Raw genomic sequence first — 16,634 nt, forward strand, 5'->3', positions numbered from 1 at the left:
CCGCGGCTTCAGTGGTCCTGGTGCGCAACGCGCTTGATGAAGAAGGAAGCGATGATGGAAATCGATGCGCAGCCGGCGACATAGACGGCGATGGGCCACCATTCTCCGCCGCTGATTTCGAAGAGCCACGCAGCGACAATCGGGGCGGTGCCGCCGAAGATCGCCGCACCGAGCTGGTAGCCGAGCGAGGCCCCGGTGTAGCGGACCTCGGGTGCGAAGTTTTCTGCGATTAGCGTGCCAAGGATTGCGTTGACGCTACCCCATAGGATGCCGAAACCTACGACGGTCGCGGCGAACAGCGCCCAGGTCGCGCCCGTGTTGATCACGAGGTAGTAGGGCACCACGAGAAGGATTGTTGCCGTGGCCGACCAGCGGTAGAGCAGGGCGCGGGGAATGCTGTCGGAGATGCGGCCGAAGATGGGCATCCAGATAGTGGCCACGAGCGCGGCAGCGGCAACGGCGAGCAGGACGGTATTCTCACGTGCACCAAGCACACCGGTGGCGTAGGCGATGACGTAGGTGCCGAAGATGTAGAACGGGCCTGTTTCGGCGGCCTTCGCGCCGATTGACACCAGTACGGCACCGCGGTGCTTTGTGAGGACCTCCTTGATCGGCAGGCGCAGCTGGGCACCCGCCTCGCGCACGCGCTTGAATTCGGGTGTCTCGTCGAGGCCGTTGCGGATCCAAAGGCCAACGAGCACCAGCACGACGCTCGCGATGAACGGCACGCGCCAGCCCCACGTCAGGAACTGGCCGTCCGGAAGGAGGGTAAGGAGAGCGACGGCGCCGGCAGCGAGCAGCATGCCCAGACTGATTCCCATCTGCGGTACTGCGCCATAAAGTCCCCGGCGGTTCTTGGGTGCGTACTCGTAGGCGAGAAGGAGAGCCCCGCCCCATTCGCCGCCGATGCCGAGACCTTGAAGAATACGGCACAGGATGAGCAGGATTGGCGCTGCGATGCCGATTGCGGCGTAGTCAGGCAGCAACCCGATTGCGACCGTTCCGCCGCCCATCAGCATCAAGGTGATGAAGAGAGTCTTCTTTCGTCCGATGCGGTCGCCGATATGAGCGAAGATGACGCCGCCTAAGGGGCGGAAGAAGAAGGTGAGTGAGAACGAGATGTAGGCGAGCAGAGTCGACACGAATTCGCTGTCGCTCGGGAAGAAAAGCTTGTTGAAGACCAGGGCGGCAACGGTGCCGTATACGAGGAAGTCGAACCACTCGATGACGCTGCCGCTGAGACTGCCCAGCAGCACCCGGTAGTTCAGCCTGTCTTCGCTCTTTGTCTTGTCTAAGGATGTAGTGATCGCCAAGGATCACTCCTTTCAGGATCGAAGGTGTGGCCCTACCACATGGTCCGACCACAGAAAACTTTAGGCTGTGACGGTCGACACGTCAAGGTTTCATGGAAGTTGCCTATGGCAGGTATGCCATTCAGCAAAGTCAGGGGAGTTGGGTACCCATGAGGGCCCGCCTTGTTAGGGTGTCAGTGCGCTGCTGGCGTGCCGGACGCGAGCGAATCAGTTTGGCAGGCGGGCAGAATGCCTAGTTCGCCGTCTCCACGTAGTACCCACGAATGTGTTGGCGCACGATTTCTGCGGCTCTCACGCGGTCGCCGCGGCGAAGGGCATCGAAGATTGCGCGATGCTCGGTACGCAGTCGTTCGGCGGTTGCCTCCCAATTGCTGAGTGCCTGGCGCGGGCAAGCGTGTGATCCGCAATGGAAGTGCGCATGGCGTCCATGAGGGTGCTGATGAGGGGGTTTCCAGCAGCCCGTGAAACTGTCACGTGAAACTCGGCGTCGAGATGAAGGAAATCTGCGACGAGGATCTCCGGGTCGTCCATGAGCGTCAGCAGCCGCTCAACTGAGTCCCAGTCTCCCACGCTGGGGTCTGAGTGTTCAGCGGCCCATGTTTCAAGCAGTAGGCGAACCTCATACACGTGCGAGTGTTCGACATGGCTGGTCGCCAGCTGCATGTTGAGCGCGAGCGTCAGCGCCTGCTCGGGTGCGGCGGTGACAACAGTTCCCGAACGCGGCCCGGAGCCGGTGGCGGCCCGAATCGTTCCGAGCGCCTCAAGAACGCGCAATGCCTCGCGTAGCGAGCTTCGAGACACTTTTAGCGTCTCAGCAAGGGCCCGTTCGCTCGGGAGGTGGTCGCCTATTTTCAGGCGACCACTGGAAAGTTCTCCGGTCACCCAATTCATCACTGTCTCGTGGGCTTTCATCGCCACCGATTATTGCAGGTCAGTGACGGCACATCCGCTTTGGCGACTGTATGCGGTGCGTGAGGTGGGGCCGGCGTAGATGATGCTGCAGTAAGCTTCTTTCGCCGAGCAACACTCTGGAAGGAAGCGATGACCGTCCCCACCCCAGCCACCCCGCAGGTCCACGCCGAAGAGGATGTCGACCGGTACGACGCCGGCTACCGCAGTTGGCTGGCCGAGGCGCTGGCGAAGGTCCAGGCGGACGCCAACCGCTCTTCCGACACGCACTTGCTCGCCGTGCCGCTGCCGGAACAGTGGGGCGTGGACCTCTACCTGAAGGACGAGTCCACCCATCCCACCGGTTCGCTGAAGCACCGGCTGGCCCGTTCGCTTTTCCTGCACGCCTTGTGCAACGGCTGGATCCGGCCGGGCAAGCCGGTCATCGAAGCCTCGAGCGGCTCCACCGCCATCTCCGAGGCGTACTTCGCGCGCCTGATCGGGGTACCCTTCATCGCGGTCATGGCCCGGTCCACCAGCCAGCAGAAGGTCCAGCTGATCGAGTTCTACGGGGGCCAGTGCCACTCCGTGGAGAACCCGAACGAGGTGTACGAGGCCGCCGCAGCCCTGGCCCGGCAAACCGGCGGCCATTACATGGACCAGTTCACTTATGCCGAGCGGGCCACCGACTGGCGGGGCAACAACAACATCGCCGAATCGATTTTCGACCAGATGTCGCAGGAGCGGCACCCGGAGCCTGCCTGGATCGTCGCTACCGCCGGCACCGGCGGAACCTCGGCCACGCTCGCCCGCTACATCCGCTATACCGGGCGGGCCACGGGAATCTGCGTCGCAGATCCGGAAAACTCGGCGTTCTTCCCGGCCTGGCGGGAGCAGGATGCCAGCGTCACTACGGCCACCGGTTCCCGGATCGAGGGGATCGGCCGCCAACGCGTCGAAGCCAGCTTCATCGGATCCGCGATCGACCGGATGATGCGTGTGCCCGATGCCGCCGCAATGGCCTCGATCCGTCTGCTGGCAGAACTGCTGGGCCGGCGGACCGGCGCGTCGACCGGAACAGGCCTGTGGTCGGCGTTCCGGATCATTTCCGAAATGATCAACACCGGCCAGCAGGGCAGCGTTGTGTCGTTGATCTGCGATCCTGGGGACAGGTACCTCGACAAGTACTACTCCGACGAATGGCTGGTCGAAAACAAGATCGACGTCGGACCGTACTACCGCCGGTTGGAGACTTTCATGAATACGGGCACCCTTTCCTAAACGACGGGCAAGACTGTCGCCTGCTTGAAGCGTCTGCGCGCTACTCAGGCCTGCCGAACAGCGGGTTGTTGGTTGCGGAAATGCTTTCCACCAGGTCGGCCAGCTCGTCCACGCCCCGGGAGGCCTGGATTGCGCGGCCGATCCGGGTGCTTGCTTCGCGGTAGGAACCGTTGGAGAGGACCCTGCGGACGGCCTTCGCCACGGCTGCTGGTTTGGCTCGGTTGGTGCGCAAGTTGATGCCGGCGCCTGACCAAGCCACCCGCGCACAGACCTCGGGCTTGTCCTCGGTTTGCCCGGCAACGACCAGCGGAACGCCATGCCGCAGCGCGAACTGTACGCCACCGTAACCGCCATTGGTCACCAAGACATCGGTCTTGGACAACAGTTCGTCATAGGGCAGATAAGAGGCCACCCGTACGTTCTCGGGCAGCGGACCAGCGAGATCCTCCACCGGCCGTCCACCGGTGCTAACGACGACGAGGACGTCGTCGTCAGCCAGGCCATCGATTGTCGGCCGGACGAGATCGCCAAAATCCCTGTTAGCAACCGTTCCCTGGGTTACATGTACAGTCGGGCGGCCGGCGTCGAGATCTCCCCACCATTCAGGCACGGCGGCGCTCGCAGCCGATTCCGTTGCTTGCGTTCCGCTTTGGGACACCGGTCCCACGAAGTGCACTGTCGATGGAAGGTCTGTGCGCGGATACTCGAATTCGGCAACGGTGAACTGGGCAATCCGGTCCGCGGCGCGGGGCCAATCCATGAAGAACGTCGGGAAAGGAGTTCCTCTGACTTCCAGCGCAACTTCGTCGGCATACTTCTGAACCGGGCCAAAGACCACCTTCTCCGTGAAGGTCTTCAGCGCGCGGTTCCGCAGCCGCCCGGCGTGTCCGGCCGACGGTTGAATACCCAGTCCGTAGGGTGCGGTGTCCCGGCTGGCGAGGCTGAGCGGGACAATGCCGCAGTTGATGACGGCTGGATACGCGGACTTCCGCCCGGCCAGCAGCAGCGCGGCGCCCATAAACAGCGATTCCGCCAGGACGGCGTCCGCCGGACGCTCGGAAAGGGCGGCTTGGATTGCTTCATACTGCGCCTTCCCCGGACGCATGAAGATCTCTTTGATGTCGAACCGGATTCCCTTGGGGCCCTTAAGCCCTACCCTTCCGGGAAAGGCTCCATCGAGATTGCTGTCGTCGAAGTCTGCCTCCGACGGGAGTTGGACGAAGGTTGCACCGGTATCGGCAACACGGTCCTTGTACCGTTTGCCGGTGAGGAAGCGGACATCATGTCCGCGTTCGACGAGGCCGGCAGCGACCGCGAGCATCGGTGTGACATGGCCGATCAGGGGACTGGAGCAGACGAGGACCGCGGCCATGATGTTCTCCTATGAAGTTGGTTACGTTGAATCAGTTTTCATTACTGTGAGACAGTAGTCAATATGGAAAGGCAAGATTCTCCGCCCCGCAGGTACAAGTCGGTGCTCCGGACCGAGCAGGCCAACGCGACGCGGCATCGCGTGTTGGAAGCGGCCGGCCATTGCTTCGCCGCAAAAGGGTTCACAGCGACCACTCTTGGTGCCATCGCGGCCGAGGCTGGAGTCTCGGTGGAGACGGTCCAGTCGCACGGACCCAAACGCCGGCTCCTGCTGGCTGCCCTGGAGACGGCGTCGGCAGGCGTGGATGGTGGCCGTTCCATTCTGGAGGTGCCGGCGGCAAAGGCGGTGATGGCGGAGGAGAACGTCAGGGAAGCTTTGACCGGGCTCGCCCATTTTGCAGCGGATCTGAATGCGCGGGTGGGCCGGCTTTGGCAAGCGGTAGTGTCCGCTGCCCAAGGCGATCCGGACATCGCAGCGGCGCATTCCGCATTGCAGACGCGAATCCGTGCGGATTTTGTGCAGGTCGCCCAGGTGCTTGGGCAGCGCGGGGGGCTGCGGCCGGATCTGGACACCGAAGATGTGGCAGCTACCCTGTGGGTTCTGACGTCGCCGTATCAGTATGAACTGCTGGTCGTTCAATCGGAATGGACGCAGGAACGCTACCGAGCCTGGCTGGCGCGGATGGTTTCCGAAGCGGTGCTGTCCTGACTGGGCTGGTTGCAGCGCAAACTGCGCAGTGAGTCTGGGCGCCCTGCACATTCACATTTCTCTTGAACTCGAGGAGCCGGGCCCGCTGGCGACAGGAAGCGGAGAGCCGGTGCGTGGCCGTGATGTTTAGGGCAGACTGGTGGCGTGAGCGGAATCCCATGGGTACTGCACGTCGATCTCGACCAGTTCATCGCTGCCGTCGAAGTACTCCGACGGCCGGAGCTTGCAGGCAAGCCGATCATTGTCGGAGGCCGGGGCGACCCCACGGAACGAGCGGTGGTTTCGACCGCATCCTACGAAGCCAGGGCGTTCGGCGTGGGTTCCGGAATGCCCTTACGCATTGCGGCCCGGAAAGTGCCCGACGCCGTGATCCTGCCCGTCGATCAGGAGGCTTACCTCGCGGTCTCTGAAACGGTGATGGCGACTCTGCGCGCGCAGCCCGGAGCGACCGTGCAGGTGCTGGGGTGGGATGAAGCCTTTGTGGGGACCGAGACAGAGAATCCGGAAGCCTACGCCCGGCAGGTGCAGGCCGCTGTGCTGGAGCGAACGCAGCTGCACTGCAGCGTGGGCATCGGCGACACCTTGGTCCGGGCCAAGAACGCCACCGGGTTCGGCAAGCCGGCCGGCGTCTTTCGCCTTACTGCCAAAAACTGGCTGGACATCATGGGCGGCCGTCCCACCAAGGACCTGTGGGGCGTCGGTACCAAAGTGTCGGCGCGGCTGGCCAAGCTCGGCATCAACACCGTCGCCGAGCTCGCCGCGGCCGACCCACGGGACCTGGTCCCGGAGTTCGGCCCCAAGATGGGTCCTTGGTACGCCGAGCTTGGACGCGGGGACGGCGCCCGCGTTGTGGACGACACTCCGTGGGTCGCCCGCGGGCATAGCCGGGAGACCACCTTCCAGCGCAACCTGACCGAGCCCGCCCAGGTGGACGACGCCGTGCGGGATCTGACAGCGCGAGTCCTCGAGGACGTTGTCTCCGAAGGGCGGCCGGTCGTAGGCCTGACCCTCAAGGTTCGGTACGCACCGTTCTTCACCAAGACCCACGCGAGGAAGATTCCCGAGACCTTCGACCGGAACGAAATCCTCGCGCGGGCCCTGGACCTCGCAACCGCAATCGAACCGGGCCGGCCCATCCGACTCCTGGGCCTGCGGGCCGAAATGACAATGCCGGACGACGCCCGAAAGGGACATACGCCAACCCGCGGCGGTTGGTGAAGCTACAGGACGAACTGGGCTATGAGTTGCGAGAGCCCCTGCACATTGACGTTTCCCTTGAACTCAAGGCGGATCTTGCCAAGCCCGCTGAACCATAGGTCAAGCTCGCCGTCGAGGTCAAAGGTACCGGCGGTTTCCACGGAGAACGCCTGGACCTTCGAGTAGGGAAGTGAGGTAAAGTCGCGCTTCTTGCCCGTCATGCCCTGGATATTAACGGCGATCAAGCGCTTATCGGTGAAGACCACGAAATCGCGGATGCCACGAAAAGCGGCAATCGCATTTTCGCCCTGAATGAGCAGTGGTTGGTCCAACAGGTGGAGGTTATCCGCTAGCAGGGTCTCCAGCTCTTGCCGCCCGGAGCATAGCAACGCGGACCGGTGTACCCCGGGTAGGGATTCTGTTGGGCAGGGGCCGGAGCCGGCGCAACGTTGTTCTGTTTCGGCGCTTCGTAAGCCGGTGCTCGTGGAGCCGGCGGGGCGGCGCGTCGCCGCTTCTGCTTCCGCTGCCGGGCGGGCGACATTTCACGAGTGTCTTAGGTGAGTGCCTGCCACCTCATCGCCCGGAAGGCCGAGACCAAGTCTCCGGTGGCCTTCGACATCGCGTAACGGCCGTACAAAGGACCGATTCTGCAGCATCGGAGTGTGCCAACCAGCCGGCGCTGGTTAAAAGGCGGGGCCCCGGATCAACTCGATGATCGCGGCGGCATCGCCGATGACTGGTTCTCCCGGAACGGTCGCGGTGTAGATGGCTCGGGGTATCACAGTTGCTCAGCTTCAGTGAGCCTCGGCCTCGACACCACCAGAAGAGCTGATGCAGACCCCTATAGACCCGTCTGGCTCACTCCGTACTCGGCCTGCTCGGGGGTGAAGCCCTCGAATATCAGCTGGTCGTACAGCCCGCCGCGAGAGAAGGAAGTGTAGTCGAGGTAGTCCTTGGCTTTGTTGGCAGCCTGCTCGTTCCAGTCGACTGTCACGCGGTCTACTGCCCAAGTCGCATCCTCGGTCGAAAACTCCTCGAACTCCAGTTGACCGATCAGACCGGTGCGTGAGAAGGCGGTGTAGTCGAGGTAATCAGCAGCTTTCCGCAGAGCATTCTGCTGACTGATTGTCCCGGCATTGGCCTTGGCAGCAGCCTCAGCTTCTGCCTTGGCGGCAGCAGCCGCCTCAGCTTCTGCCTTAGCGGCAGCATCCGCCTCAGCTTTCTCCTTGGCAGCAGCATCAGCTTCTGCCTTGGCGGCAGCATCCGCCTCAGCTTTCTCCTTAGCAGCGGCCTCAGTCTCAGCGTCGGCTTTAGCATCGGCAGGATCCTCTGTTGGCTCTGCCGCGGTAGCAACAGCGGAGCTTTCCGGGGCGGAAACGGCCGAGACGGACGTTGTGGGAGCCGACTCGCCGCGGGTGGCGTTGAAAATGATGCTCAGGACGATGAAAACACCTGTGACGATCCAGGCCATTTTCTTGTGTTTGTCGTAACCCTCCAGCGGAAAGCCCCGCTTATCGCGGGTCTTGTTCGCCAGAACGAGAATAAGGTCGACGAGCGCCCATACGCCCAGACCGCCGAAGGTGACCAGCTTGAGGACACCGGTTCCGATTTTGCCCAGGTAGAACCGATCCACGCCCAAAACGCCGAGGAGGAGGGAGAGCAACCAAGTCACAAGGAACGATTTATTGCTCAGCTGCGGCTGTCCATAGCCGTGGGTTGGAGGATATGGGGCAGTGTAGGGGTTTTGGCTCATGAGAGTCCTTCCAGAGGACACTTGACCGACGTGCGATGCGAAGTGTGCGAGGTGGGTGCGGTGATGGACGCGCATAGAGGGAACTCAGCATGGAGCGCGGGCCGCAAAGGCGGTTGATTGCGCCAACAGACAGTTAAAAACAAATCGCTTCCCCCAATAGCGACACGGGCGTAGATGCCCGTAAACGTCTGCTACAGCTTAATCGATACATCTATGCAAATCAATCGAATTGGAAGTGACTTATCAGGCGTCGACGCTGCTTACAGCGACCGCTCCAGCAGGCAGGTCAGTTCGCGCACGCCTTCGGGCTGTCCGAGCCGCTCGGTGTCGAGGATCAGCGAGCGGGAGAAGTACGGGCTCATGTCCAGGCCGAGCCCGACGCCGAAGACGTTGACCGCCCCGGAGTCCTCCAGTTCCCGGACTACGGTGGCGAGGTGCTGCTGCAGGTAATGCTCGTCGTTGGCCAGGGCGGTGGCGCCGTCGGCCGGGCTGCCGTCGGAGAGGACAATCAGGATCCGGCGCTGTTCGGGCCTGTCGGCCAGCCTGCGCGCAGCCCACTGGACCGCTTCGCCGTCGATCCCTTCGCGGTACAGCGTGGTCTTCAGCAGTGCCGCGATGCCGGGCCGGGCCTTGCGCCAGTTGGTGTCCGCATCCTTGAAGAGGAGGTGGTTGACCTCGTTGAGCCGGCCGGGGCGGCGCGGGGAGCGGGCACGCTTCCAGTCGCGCGCGGCCTTGCCTCCGTTCCACGCCCCGGTGGTGAAGCCCAGGACCTCGCTGGCCACCCCGATCCGCTCCAGCGCGCGCAGGAACACGTCCACGTAGGCCGCGATGCCCTCGCCGTGCTGCTTCATGGAGCCGGAGCAGTCGATCAAAAAGGTGACCACGGTGGCGGGCCTGGCCTCGTGCCGTTCGGTCTGGAAGAGCCGGCGTTCGGCGGGGGAGCAAACTAGCTGGCTGAGCCGGGAGCCGTCGATCATGCCTTCCTCCTGCCCGCTGTTCCAGCCCGAGGTCACCGGCACGCACAGCAGCGGCTCGAGCCGCCGCGCCAGCAGGGCCACGTTCACGCCGCTGTCCACGATCCGTTTATCCAGCCGGCGCCGGTAGTCGTGCAGCAGCTCGACCCGCACCAGCGAGTCGGCGCGTTGCACGCGGTCATAAGCGGTGGTGAAGGCGCGGTAGGCTCCGCCGTCGTCCGCCAGCGTGGGACTGGTACCCGAGGCCGCGGTCTCTGGCAGCCAGGCATCCTCTTCTGCATCCACGAGCAGGCTGAACTGCTCGCGGGTCTTGCGCGCGGAGCGTTCGGCGCCGCCGTCGTTATTCGCCTGCGCGGAATCGGCCAGTGATTCAACAACGACGGCGATCGCCAGCGCCGGTTCGGCGTAGTCCGCCTGGCGGGTGCGCAGCCGCCGCAGGAGGGCCAGGTCCGAGCCGAGCAGGGCCGAGAGCCGGCCGCGGGTCTGCTCGATCAGGTCCTCGGTCTCGGCGACCACTGGCTCGCCGGTCACGCGCGACCGGCAGACCTGGGCCACCGTGTAGAGCAGCAGGCCCAGGGATGTCTCGGTCAGGCCGGAGCGGTGGAACTGAGTGGACCAGGCCTCGTGGCGCACCCGCAGGTTGCGCACCACGCCGGGCTGGCCGGCGAGTGACTCCGTCCGGAACTGCTCGAGCAGTTCGAACACCAGCCGGGCGGTCTGCCCGGCAGGCCGCAGCCGGGCATGGAGCGAAGCGTCGGAGTGCAGCAGCCGCAGCGCCATCCCGTCTGCGGCGCCGCGGGAGGAACCGAAATCTGCCGCATCATCCGGGTAGAGGTGCGGCGCATTCAGCGGGAGCACTGTGCGGCCCCGGTAGAGGTGGTCGCCGCGGAAATCGAGCGCCGGGTCCGCGGCCAGCGCGCGGATGCTCGCCGCGCACAGCTGCCGGATTTGCTGCTGCCGGCGCCGGGCAGCGGTATCCGGCGTCACCGTGCGATCTGCCGTCGCCGTGCTATCCATCGTCACGATGACACTCAGGCGTACGCGGGGGCGCGCTCGAAGGATTCCTCGAGTTCGGCGTCGAAGCAGCGCTGGAAGTATTCGGCCACCACGGTCCGCTCCGACTCGTCGCATTTGTTGACGAAGGAGAGCCGGAAGGCCAGCGCCGGGTCGCGGAAGACCGCCACGTTCTCGGCCCAGCTGATCACGGTCCGCGGGGACATCAGCGTGGACACGTCGCCGGCAAGGAAGCCTTGCCGGGTCAGGTTGGCCACCTCCACCATCGAGGCCACCAGCGCCGTGCCCGGTCCGTCCGCCAGAGATGGAACCCGGGACTGGACAATGGCGATCTCCTCCGCGGCGGGCAGATAGTTCAGCGAGGCCACGATGTTCCAGCGGTCCATCTGCGCGTGGTTGAGCCGCTGGACCCCGTGGTACATCCCGTTCAGGTTGCCCAGCCCCACGGTGTTGGAGGTGGCGAAGAGCCGGAAGCCGGGGTGTGGGCGCAGCACGCGGTTCTGGTCCGTCAGTGTGAAGCTGCCGTCGCGCTCGAGCAGTCGCTGGATGACGAACATGACGTCCGGCCGCCCGGCGTCGTACTCATCGAAGATCAGGGCCATGGGCTGTTGCAGTGCCCACGGCACCACGCCCTCCTGGAAGCGGGTGACCTGCCGGCCGTCCTCGATCACCACGGTGTCCTTGCCCACCAGGTCCAGGCGGCTGATGTGCCCGTCCAGGTTCACCCGGATGCACGGCCAGTTCAGCCGCGCGGCCACCTGCTCAATGTGCGTGGATTTGCCGGTCCCGTGCAGCCCCTGGAGCAGCACACGGCGGTTGTGTGCGAAGCCGGCCAGCAGGGCCAGCGTCACGTCGTGGTTGAAGCGGTATGCCGGGTCGATCTCCGGCACGTGCTCGTTCGGTTCGGGGAACATCGGTACCATCAGGCCGCTGTCGATGCCGAAGGCGTCTCGGGCCGAGACCATCAGGCCGGGGCGGAACTCCATGCTCATCCTCCTGCCAGTGAGAGGGCGAGTGAGGGCCCATCGGACATCTGCTGTTCTTCGATCCGGCCTAGGGTTTCCGCCGCGGCGCGCAACGAGGGCAGCAGGCGGACCAGGTCCTCCGAGGACATCCGGACAATGGGCGCCTGCACGGCCACGCACATGTTGGAACGCGTGGTCGCGTTCGGGACGAGGACGGCGATGCACACCAGACCGTCGAGGAATTCCTCGCGGTCCAGCGCGTAGCCGTCCAGCCGGATCTGCCGCAGTTCTTCCTCCAGGAGCGCCGGATTGGTCTGCGTGTGCCGGGTGAAGACCTTCAGCGGCTGCATCGCAATCACGCGCTCGCGTTGGGCGGGGCCGAACTGGGACAGGATCATCTTGCCGCTGGCCGAGCAGTGCACCGGCACGCGGGAGCCCGGGCCCAAGTGGATGCGCAGCGGCTCGGTGGTTTCTACCCGGTCCAGGTAGATCACTTCGTTGCCGGAGAGCGCGGTGATGTTGCAGCTTTCGCCGATCTCGTCCACCAGGCTCTTCAGCACCGCGTGCCGGGAGCCATGCCGGGTGTCGTTGAGCAGCACGTCCTCGGCCATCCGGCGCATCCGGGCGCCGGTGCCGTAGTGCTTGCCGTCGCTCTGGCGCATCAGCAGGTCCGCGCCTTCCAGCTGCTGCAGCATCCGGTGCAGGGTGGGTTTCGGGATCCCGGTCTGGTCCACCAGGGACTGCAAGGTGAAGAGCTGGTCGCGCGTGGTGATGAACTCCAGCAGGGCGAACAGCCGCAGTGCCGGCGTCTCGCCCTGGACGCTGCCTACCGGACCGAGGTCCGGCTCCGTCAAGCCTTCCATGGTGCCTCCTTGCCGAGAAAATGTTCCGCTGTTTCAAAAAATAGTACCATCGGGAAGAAAAAACGGAATATGTGTTGACCAATGTGATCCAGACCGCATATGTTGTTGCCAGTCCCGTTTTCGGGAGCAATCCGAATCATTTTTTGGAACTTCTTATCGCCCAGCGCGGCGGCACGATTCAAAGGAGAGTTGTTATGAGCGAGCAGAACACGGGCCGGGAGGTCGTCCAGGGCGTCCAGAAGATGACCCCGTCGGAGGCCTTCGTCGAGACCATGGTCGCCAACGATGTCACGGACATTTTCGGGATCATGGGCTCGGCCTTCATGGACGCCATGGACATCTTCGCCCCCGCCGGCATCCGGCTGGTTCCCGTGGTCCACGAGCAGGGCGCCGCCCACATGGCGGACGGTTACGCCCGGGCCAGCGGCCGCCACGGCGTGGTCATCGGCCAGAACGGTCCCGGCATCAGCAACTGCGTGACCGGCATCGCCGCCGCCTACTGGGCGCACAGCCCGGTGGTCATCGTGACCCCGGAGGCCGGTACCAACGGCATCGGCCTGGGCGGCTTCCAGGAAGCCAACCAGCTGCCCATGTTCCAGGAGTTCACCAAGTACCAGGGCCACGTGGTCAACCCCGCCCGCATGGCCGAATTCACCGCCCGCTGCTTCGACCGTGCCATGAGCGAGAACGGCCCCACCCAGCTGAACATCCCGCGCGACTACTTCTACGGCGAGATCACTACCGAAATCCCCAAGCCCCGCAGGGTGGACCGCGGCGCCGGCGGCAAGGAAAGCCTGGTGGCGGCGGCGGAGCTGATCGCCACGGCGAAGGCCCCGGTCATTGTCTCCGGCGGCGGCGTGGTCATGGCCGACGGGGTGGAGGAGTGCAAGGCGCTCGCCGAACGCCTCGGCGCCCCGGTGGTCAACAGCTACCAGCACAACGATTCCTTCCCCGCCAGCCACCCGCTGTGGTGCGGCCCGCTGGGCTACCAGGGATCAAAGGCGGGCATGAAGCTCATCTCCGAGGCCGACGTCGTTATTGCCCTCGGCACCCGGCTGGGCCCGTTCGGCACGCTGCCCCAGTACGGCCAGGCCTACTGGCCCGAGAACGCCAAGATCATCCAGGTGGACGCGGACCACACCATGCTCGGCCTGGTCAAGAAGATCGACGTCGGCATCTGCGGCGATGCGAAGGCCGTCGCCACCGAACTCACCCAGCTCCTCGCCGACCGCACGCTGACCAGCGACGCTACCAAGGCTGAGCGCGCCGCGCGGATCAAGGCGGAGAAGGAGGCGTGGGAGCAGGAACTCAGCGCCTGGACCCACGAGCAGGACGAGTACAGCCTGGACGTCATCGAGGAGGCCAAGCACGAGGAGGGCAACTGGCTGCACCCGCGCCAGGTCCTGCGCGAGCTGGAGCTGGCCATGCCCCAGGACGTCATGATCTCCACCGACATCGGCAATATCAACTCGGTGGCGCACAGCTACCTGCGCTTCGAGAAGCCGCGCAGCTTCTTCGCCCCGATGAGCTTCGGCAACTGCGGCTACGCGCTGCCCACCATCATCGGCGCCAAGGCCGCCGCCCCCGAGCGCCCCGCCGTGGCCTACGCCGGCGACGGCGCCTGGGCCATGAGCATGGGTGAAGTCCTCACCGCCGTCCGGCACAACATCCCGGTCACCGCGGTCGTCTTCCGCAACCGGCAGTGGGGCGCGGAGAAGAAGAACCAGGTGGAGTTCTACAACCGCCGCTTCGTCGCCGGCGAGCTGGATAACGACGGCGAAAGCTTCGCCGAGATGGCCCGCTCCATGGGGGCCGAGGGCATTGTGGTGGACCAGCTGGAGAACGTTGGCGCCGCGCTGAAGGACGCCCTGAACGCCCAAATGAACGACGGCGTCACCACGGTCATCGAGGTCATGTGCACCCGCGAACTCGGCGACCCGTTCCGCCGCGACGCGCTGAAGAAGCCGGTCCGGATGCTCGAGAAGTACAAGGACTATGTCTAAACCCCAGCGCGCCTGAACCCCGGCGCGCAGCTCGAAGCAGCTCCACGTAGCAGGACAGGCAGGCCGGTGCCCCATGGGGTGGCACCGGCCTGCCGCACCCACAACACAGGATTGGCACCAACTGAAGCACTGATCGGAGAACACAATGGGCAACTCGAAGGCGCCTGAGCAAGTAGTGGTGGTAGGCGCGGGCATGGTGGGACTCTCCACCGCCTGGTACCTGCAGGAACGCGGCGTGCACGTCACCGTCGTCGACAAACAAGGCGTCGCCGCCGGATCCTCCTGGGGCAACGCCGGCTGGCTGACCCCCGCGTTGACCCTGCCCCTGAGCGAACCGGCGGTCCTGCGCTACGGCCTCAAGGCCATGCTCGATCCGTCCTCCCCGCTCTACATCCCGCTGTCCGCCAACCCGCAGCTGCTGCGTTTCCTGGTCGGCTTCGCCCGACACTGCACGCCCGGTAAATGGCGTGAGGCGATGGAGGTCTTCACCGAGGTCAACCGCACCGGTATGGACGCCTACGATGAACTCGCCGAAGGCGGCAACCTCCTCAACACTTCACATCAAACAACGACGACGGCGGCCGGCACCGTCGGGAGCAGCGCAGCCTCCGGCACCACCACAACCGCGCCCCGCGCCGGCACCACCACTATGACCGCCGCGGCCACTACCGACGGCGCGGTCCGGGAGCCTACCAGGGTCGCTGATCCCTTCCTCGCGGGCTTCGTCTCGCACAAGCACCGCGACGCCCTGGTGCACGAGTTCGACGCCGTACGCCGCGCCGGCGGCACGGTGGACTACAACCTGGTGGACGGCGACGAGCTCCGTGCACTGGAGCCGACGCTTGGCTCCGGCGTGCGCGCGGGCGTGCAGATCCGCGACCAGCGCTTCATCAACCCGCCTCAGTTCATGGAGTCCCTCGCCGAGTCGGTCAAGGCCCGCGGCGGCGAAATCGTCAGTGGCTTCGACGTCGTGGACATCCGGGACGACGGAACCGGAGTGCGTGTGATCGCCGCGGACAGCCGCCTGCTTCAAGCCGACAACGTGGTCATCGCCAGCGGAGCCTGGATGGGCAAGCTTGCCCGCCGCTTCGGCGTCAAGCGTGTGGTGCAGGCCGGCCGCGGCTACAGCTTCACCGTGGTCCCCGAAGTCATGCCCACCCACCCCATCTACTTCCCGACCCAGCGCGTGGCCTGCACCCCATTGGGGGACCGCTTCCGTGTGGCCGGCATGATGGAATTCCGCGACGCGGACGCACCGCTGGACCCGCGCCGGATCAAGGCCATCATCGACGCCGCCACCCCGATGTTCAAGGGCATCGACTGGCAGGACCGCAAGGAGGAATGGGTTGGCTCCCGCCCCTGCACCACGGATGGACTGCCTCTCATCGGCGCCACCAAGTCTAGCCGCGTCCATGTGGCCGGCGGCCACGGCATGTGGGGCGTCGCCCTCGGCCCGCTAACCGGCAAGATGCTCGCCGCCTCCATCGCAGGCGACACCACTCCCGCCATCATGCGCCGCTTCGACCCGCTCCGCTGACCAACCCTGTACTGCCGATGCCGCTGGCGACTGGGCGCCCATTCCCGGGCCCAGTCGCCAGCGTCGCCCTATGCCAATTTCCAGGAGGCAAGAGAATGAACGTCCAAGATACCGACCTCATCCATGTCCTGCCGGCGGGCCCCGCTGCCACGGGCGCCCTCGCCTCGCGTGCGGTGGTTGCCGGCGGCCTGGTGTACGCCACCGTCATTTCCCGCCGGGAGGACGGCAGCATCGAGACTGGCGACATCAGTGACCAGACAGAGCAAGTCTTCGCCAACCTGGAGGCTGTCCTCAGTCAGGCCGGATCCTCAATGGATCGGCTGGTCCATCTCACGATCTACTTGACCGACATGGCGGATCGCGTGGCTTTCAATCACGTCTATGAACGCATTGTTCCGCGGCCCTTTCCCTCACGATGCGCCATCGAGGTGTCTGCCCTCGCAGTCGAAGGGATGAAGGTAGAAGTGACAGCCGTCGGTGCTGTATGAGTCATCACGCACCGACGTTCCCTGGAACCGGAGCCAGGACCTTGTCGCCGCCGCACACTAACTAGGCATCGGCTGCCACTTCCAGAAGGTCTACCTCTCCGCAATCACCCATGAAGCGTCCACGAACGACGAGGTGGGACCATGAGGGCGCCATTGAAGGCCGTCCCGTGCGCCGGTTCTAGACGGATCCTGGGTCTCGCCGGCTCCTGAGGCGGTGTTGCCGTTGAGGCGGCGGCCGGTGGCGAGCGTCTAGCGTGCCTACGTTTTCCGATCCTCCG

General features: G+C 64.9%; 16 protein-coding genes. 6 read left to right on the forward strand and 10 right to left on the reverse strand.

Going from position 1 to position 16,634, the window contains the following annotated elements; all coding sequences use genetic code 11:
- Positions 1-8 precede the first annotated feature (8 nt).
- From J5251_RS05580 to J5251_RS05585, 3 genes are all read right to left on the reverse strand, one after another.
- Complete coding sequence (locus J5251_RS05580; RefSeq protein WP_205676770.1) at positions 9-1,313, reverse strand: MFS transporter; 1,305 nt, start codon at positions 1,311-1,313, stop codon at positions 9-11.
- Positions 1,314-1,545: 232 nt separating this feature from the next.
- Positions 1,546-1,638, reverse strand: coding sequence for a hypothetical protein (locus J5251_RS20560; RefSeq protein ID WP_348272979.1), 93 nt, complete (start codon positions 1,636-1,638; stop codon positions 1,546-1,548).
- A complete protein-coding gene (locus tag J5251_RS05585; RefSeq protein ID WP_244250808.1) occupies positions 1,605-2,225 on the reverse strand; it encodes a FadR/GntR family transcriptional regulator in 621 nt (206 codons plus the stop codon). Before J5251_RS05585 ends, J5251_RS20560 begins: the two co-directional genes overlap by 34 nt.
- A gap of 129 nt (positions 2,226-2,354) precedes the next feature.
- Between J5251_RS05585 and J5251_RS05590 the strand changes: the two genes are divergently transcribed.
- Positions 2,355-3,482, forward strand: a complete 1,128-nt coding sequence (locus J5251_RS05590) for a PLP-dependent cysteine synthase family protein (RefSeq protein ID WP_139004000.1) — start codon at positions 2,355-2,357, stop codon at positions 3,480-3,482.
- A 40-nt stretch (positions 3,483-3,522) separates the two neighbouring features.
- Here the strand turns inward: J5251_RS05590 and J5251_RS05595 are convergent, their stop codons facing one another.
- Positions 3,523-4,854: a glycosyltransferase gene (locus J5251_RS05595; protein WP_208575433.1), complete on the reverse strand. Its 1,332-nt coding sequence runs from the start codon at positions 4,852-4,854 to the stop codon at positions 3,523-3,525.
- A gap of 63 nt (positions 4,855-4,917) precedes the next feature.
- On the opposite strand from J5251_RS05595, the gene J5251_RS05600 reads away from it, so the two are divergent.
- Complete coding sequence (locus J5251_RS05600) at positions 4,918-5,562, forward strand: TetR/AcrR family transcriptional regulator (RefSeq protein ID WP_139004002.1); 645 nt, start codon at positions 4,918-4,920, stop codon at positions 5,560-5,562.
- 144 nt (positions 5,563-5,706) lie between these two features.
- Positions 5,707-6,780: a DNA polymerase IV gene (locus J5251_RS05605; protein ID WP_139004003.1), complete on the forward strand. Its 1,074-nt coding sequence runs from the start codon at positions 5,707-5,709 to the stop codon at positions 6,778-6,780.
- Positions 6,781-6,782: 2 nt separating this feature from the next.
- Here J5251_RS05605 and J5251_RS05610 read toward each other — a convergent pair whose 3' ends face one another.
- The 6 genes from J5251_RS05610 to J5251_RS05635 all read right to left on the reverse strand — a co-directional run bounded on the left by J5251_RS05610 (position 6,783) and on the right by J5251_RS05635 (position 12,510).
- Positions 6,783-7,148, reverse strand: a complete 366-nt coding sequence (locus J5251_RS05610; RefSeq protein WP_139004004.1) for a PH domain-containing protein — start codon at positions 7,146-7,148, stop codon at positions 6,783-6,785.
- Between the two features lie 452 nt (positions 7,149-7,600).
- Complete coding sequence (locus J5251_RS05615) at positions 7,601-8,512, reverse strand: Ltp family lipoprotein (RefSeq protein WP_208575434.1); 912 nt, start codon at positions 8,510-8,512, stop codon at positions 7,601-7,603.
- A 260-nt stretch (positions 8,513-8,772) separates the two neighbouring features.
- The gene (locus tag J5251_RS05620; RefSeq protein ID WP_139004224.1) at positions 8,773-10,503 is read right to left on the reverse strand and encodes a cobaltochelatase CobT-related protein; all 1,731 of its coding nucleotides are present in this window, start codon (positions 10,501-10,503) and stop codon (positions 8,773-8,775) included.
- A 14-nt stretch (positions 10,504-10,517) separates the two neighbouring features.
- A complete protein-coding gene (locus J5251_RS05625; protein ID WP_205676771.1) occupies positions 10,518-11,486 on the reverse strand; it encodes an AAA family ATPase in 969 nt (322 codons plus the stop codon).
- A gap of 2 nt (positions 11,487-11,488) precedes the next feature.
- On the reverse strand, positions 11,489-12,328 hold the full coding sequence (locus tag J5251_RS05630) for an IclR family transcriptional regulator (RefSeq protein WP_208575435.1): 840 nt from the start codon (positions 12,326-12,328) through the stop codon (positions 11,489-11,491).
- Complete coding sequence (locus tag J5251_RS05635; protein ID WP_208575436.1) at positions 12,316-12,510, reverse strand: hypothetical protein; 195 nt, start codon at positions 12,508-12,510, stop codon at positions 12,316-12,318. Before J5251_RS05635 ends, J5251_RS05630 begins: the two co-directional genes overlap by 13 nt.
- Before the next feature lie 12 nt (positions 12,511-12,522).
- Between J5251_RS05635 and xsc the strand changes: the two genes are divergently transcribed.
- The 3 genes from xsc to J5251_RS05650 all read left to right on the forward strand — a co-directional run bounded on the left by xsc (position 12,523) and on the right by J5251_RS05650 (position 16,356).
- Positions 12,523-14,331 carry a sulfoacetaldehyde acetyltransferase gene (gene xsc / locus J5251_RS05640; RefSeq protein ID WP_208575437.1) on the forward strand — a complete coding sequence of 603 codons (1,809 nt, stop codon included), beginning with the start codon at positions 12,523-12,525 and terminating at the stop codon, positions 14,329-14,331.
- Between the two features lie 145 nt (positions 14,332-14,476).
- Positions 14,477-15,868: an NAD(P)/FAD-dependent oxidoreductase gene (locus tag J5251_RS05645; protein WP_208575438.1), complete on the forward strand. Its 1,392-nt coding sequence runs from the start codon at positions 14,477-14,479 to the stop codon at positions 15,866-15,868.
- A gap of 95 nt (positions 15,869-15,963) precedes the next feature.
- Positions 15,964-16,356, forward strand: a complete 393-nt coding sequence (locus J5251_RS05650; RefSeq protein ID WP_208575439.1) for a RidA family protein — start codon at positions 15,964-15,966, stop codon at positions 16,354-16,356.
- Positions 16,357-16,634: the final 278 nt, after the last annotated feature.

This window comes from Arthrobacter crystallopoietes (genome assembly GCF_017603825.1).
Lineage (GTDB): Bacteria > Actinomycetota > Actinomycetes > Actinomycetales > Micrococcaceae > Crystallibacter > Crystallibacter crystallopoietes_B.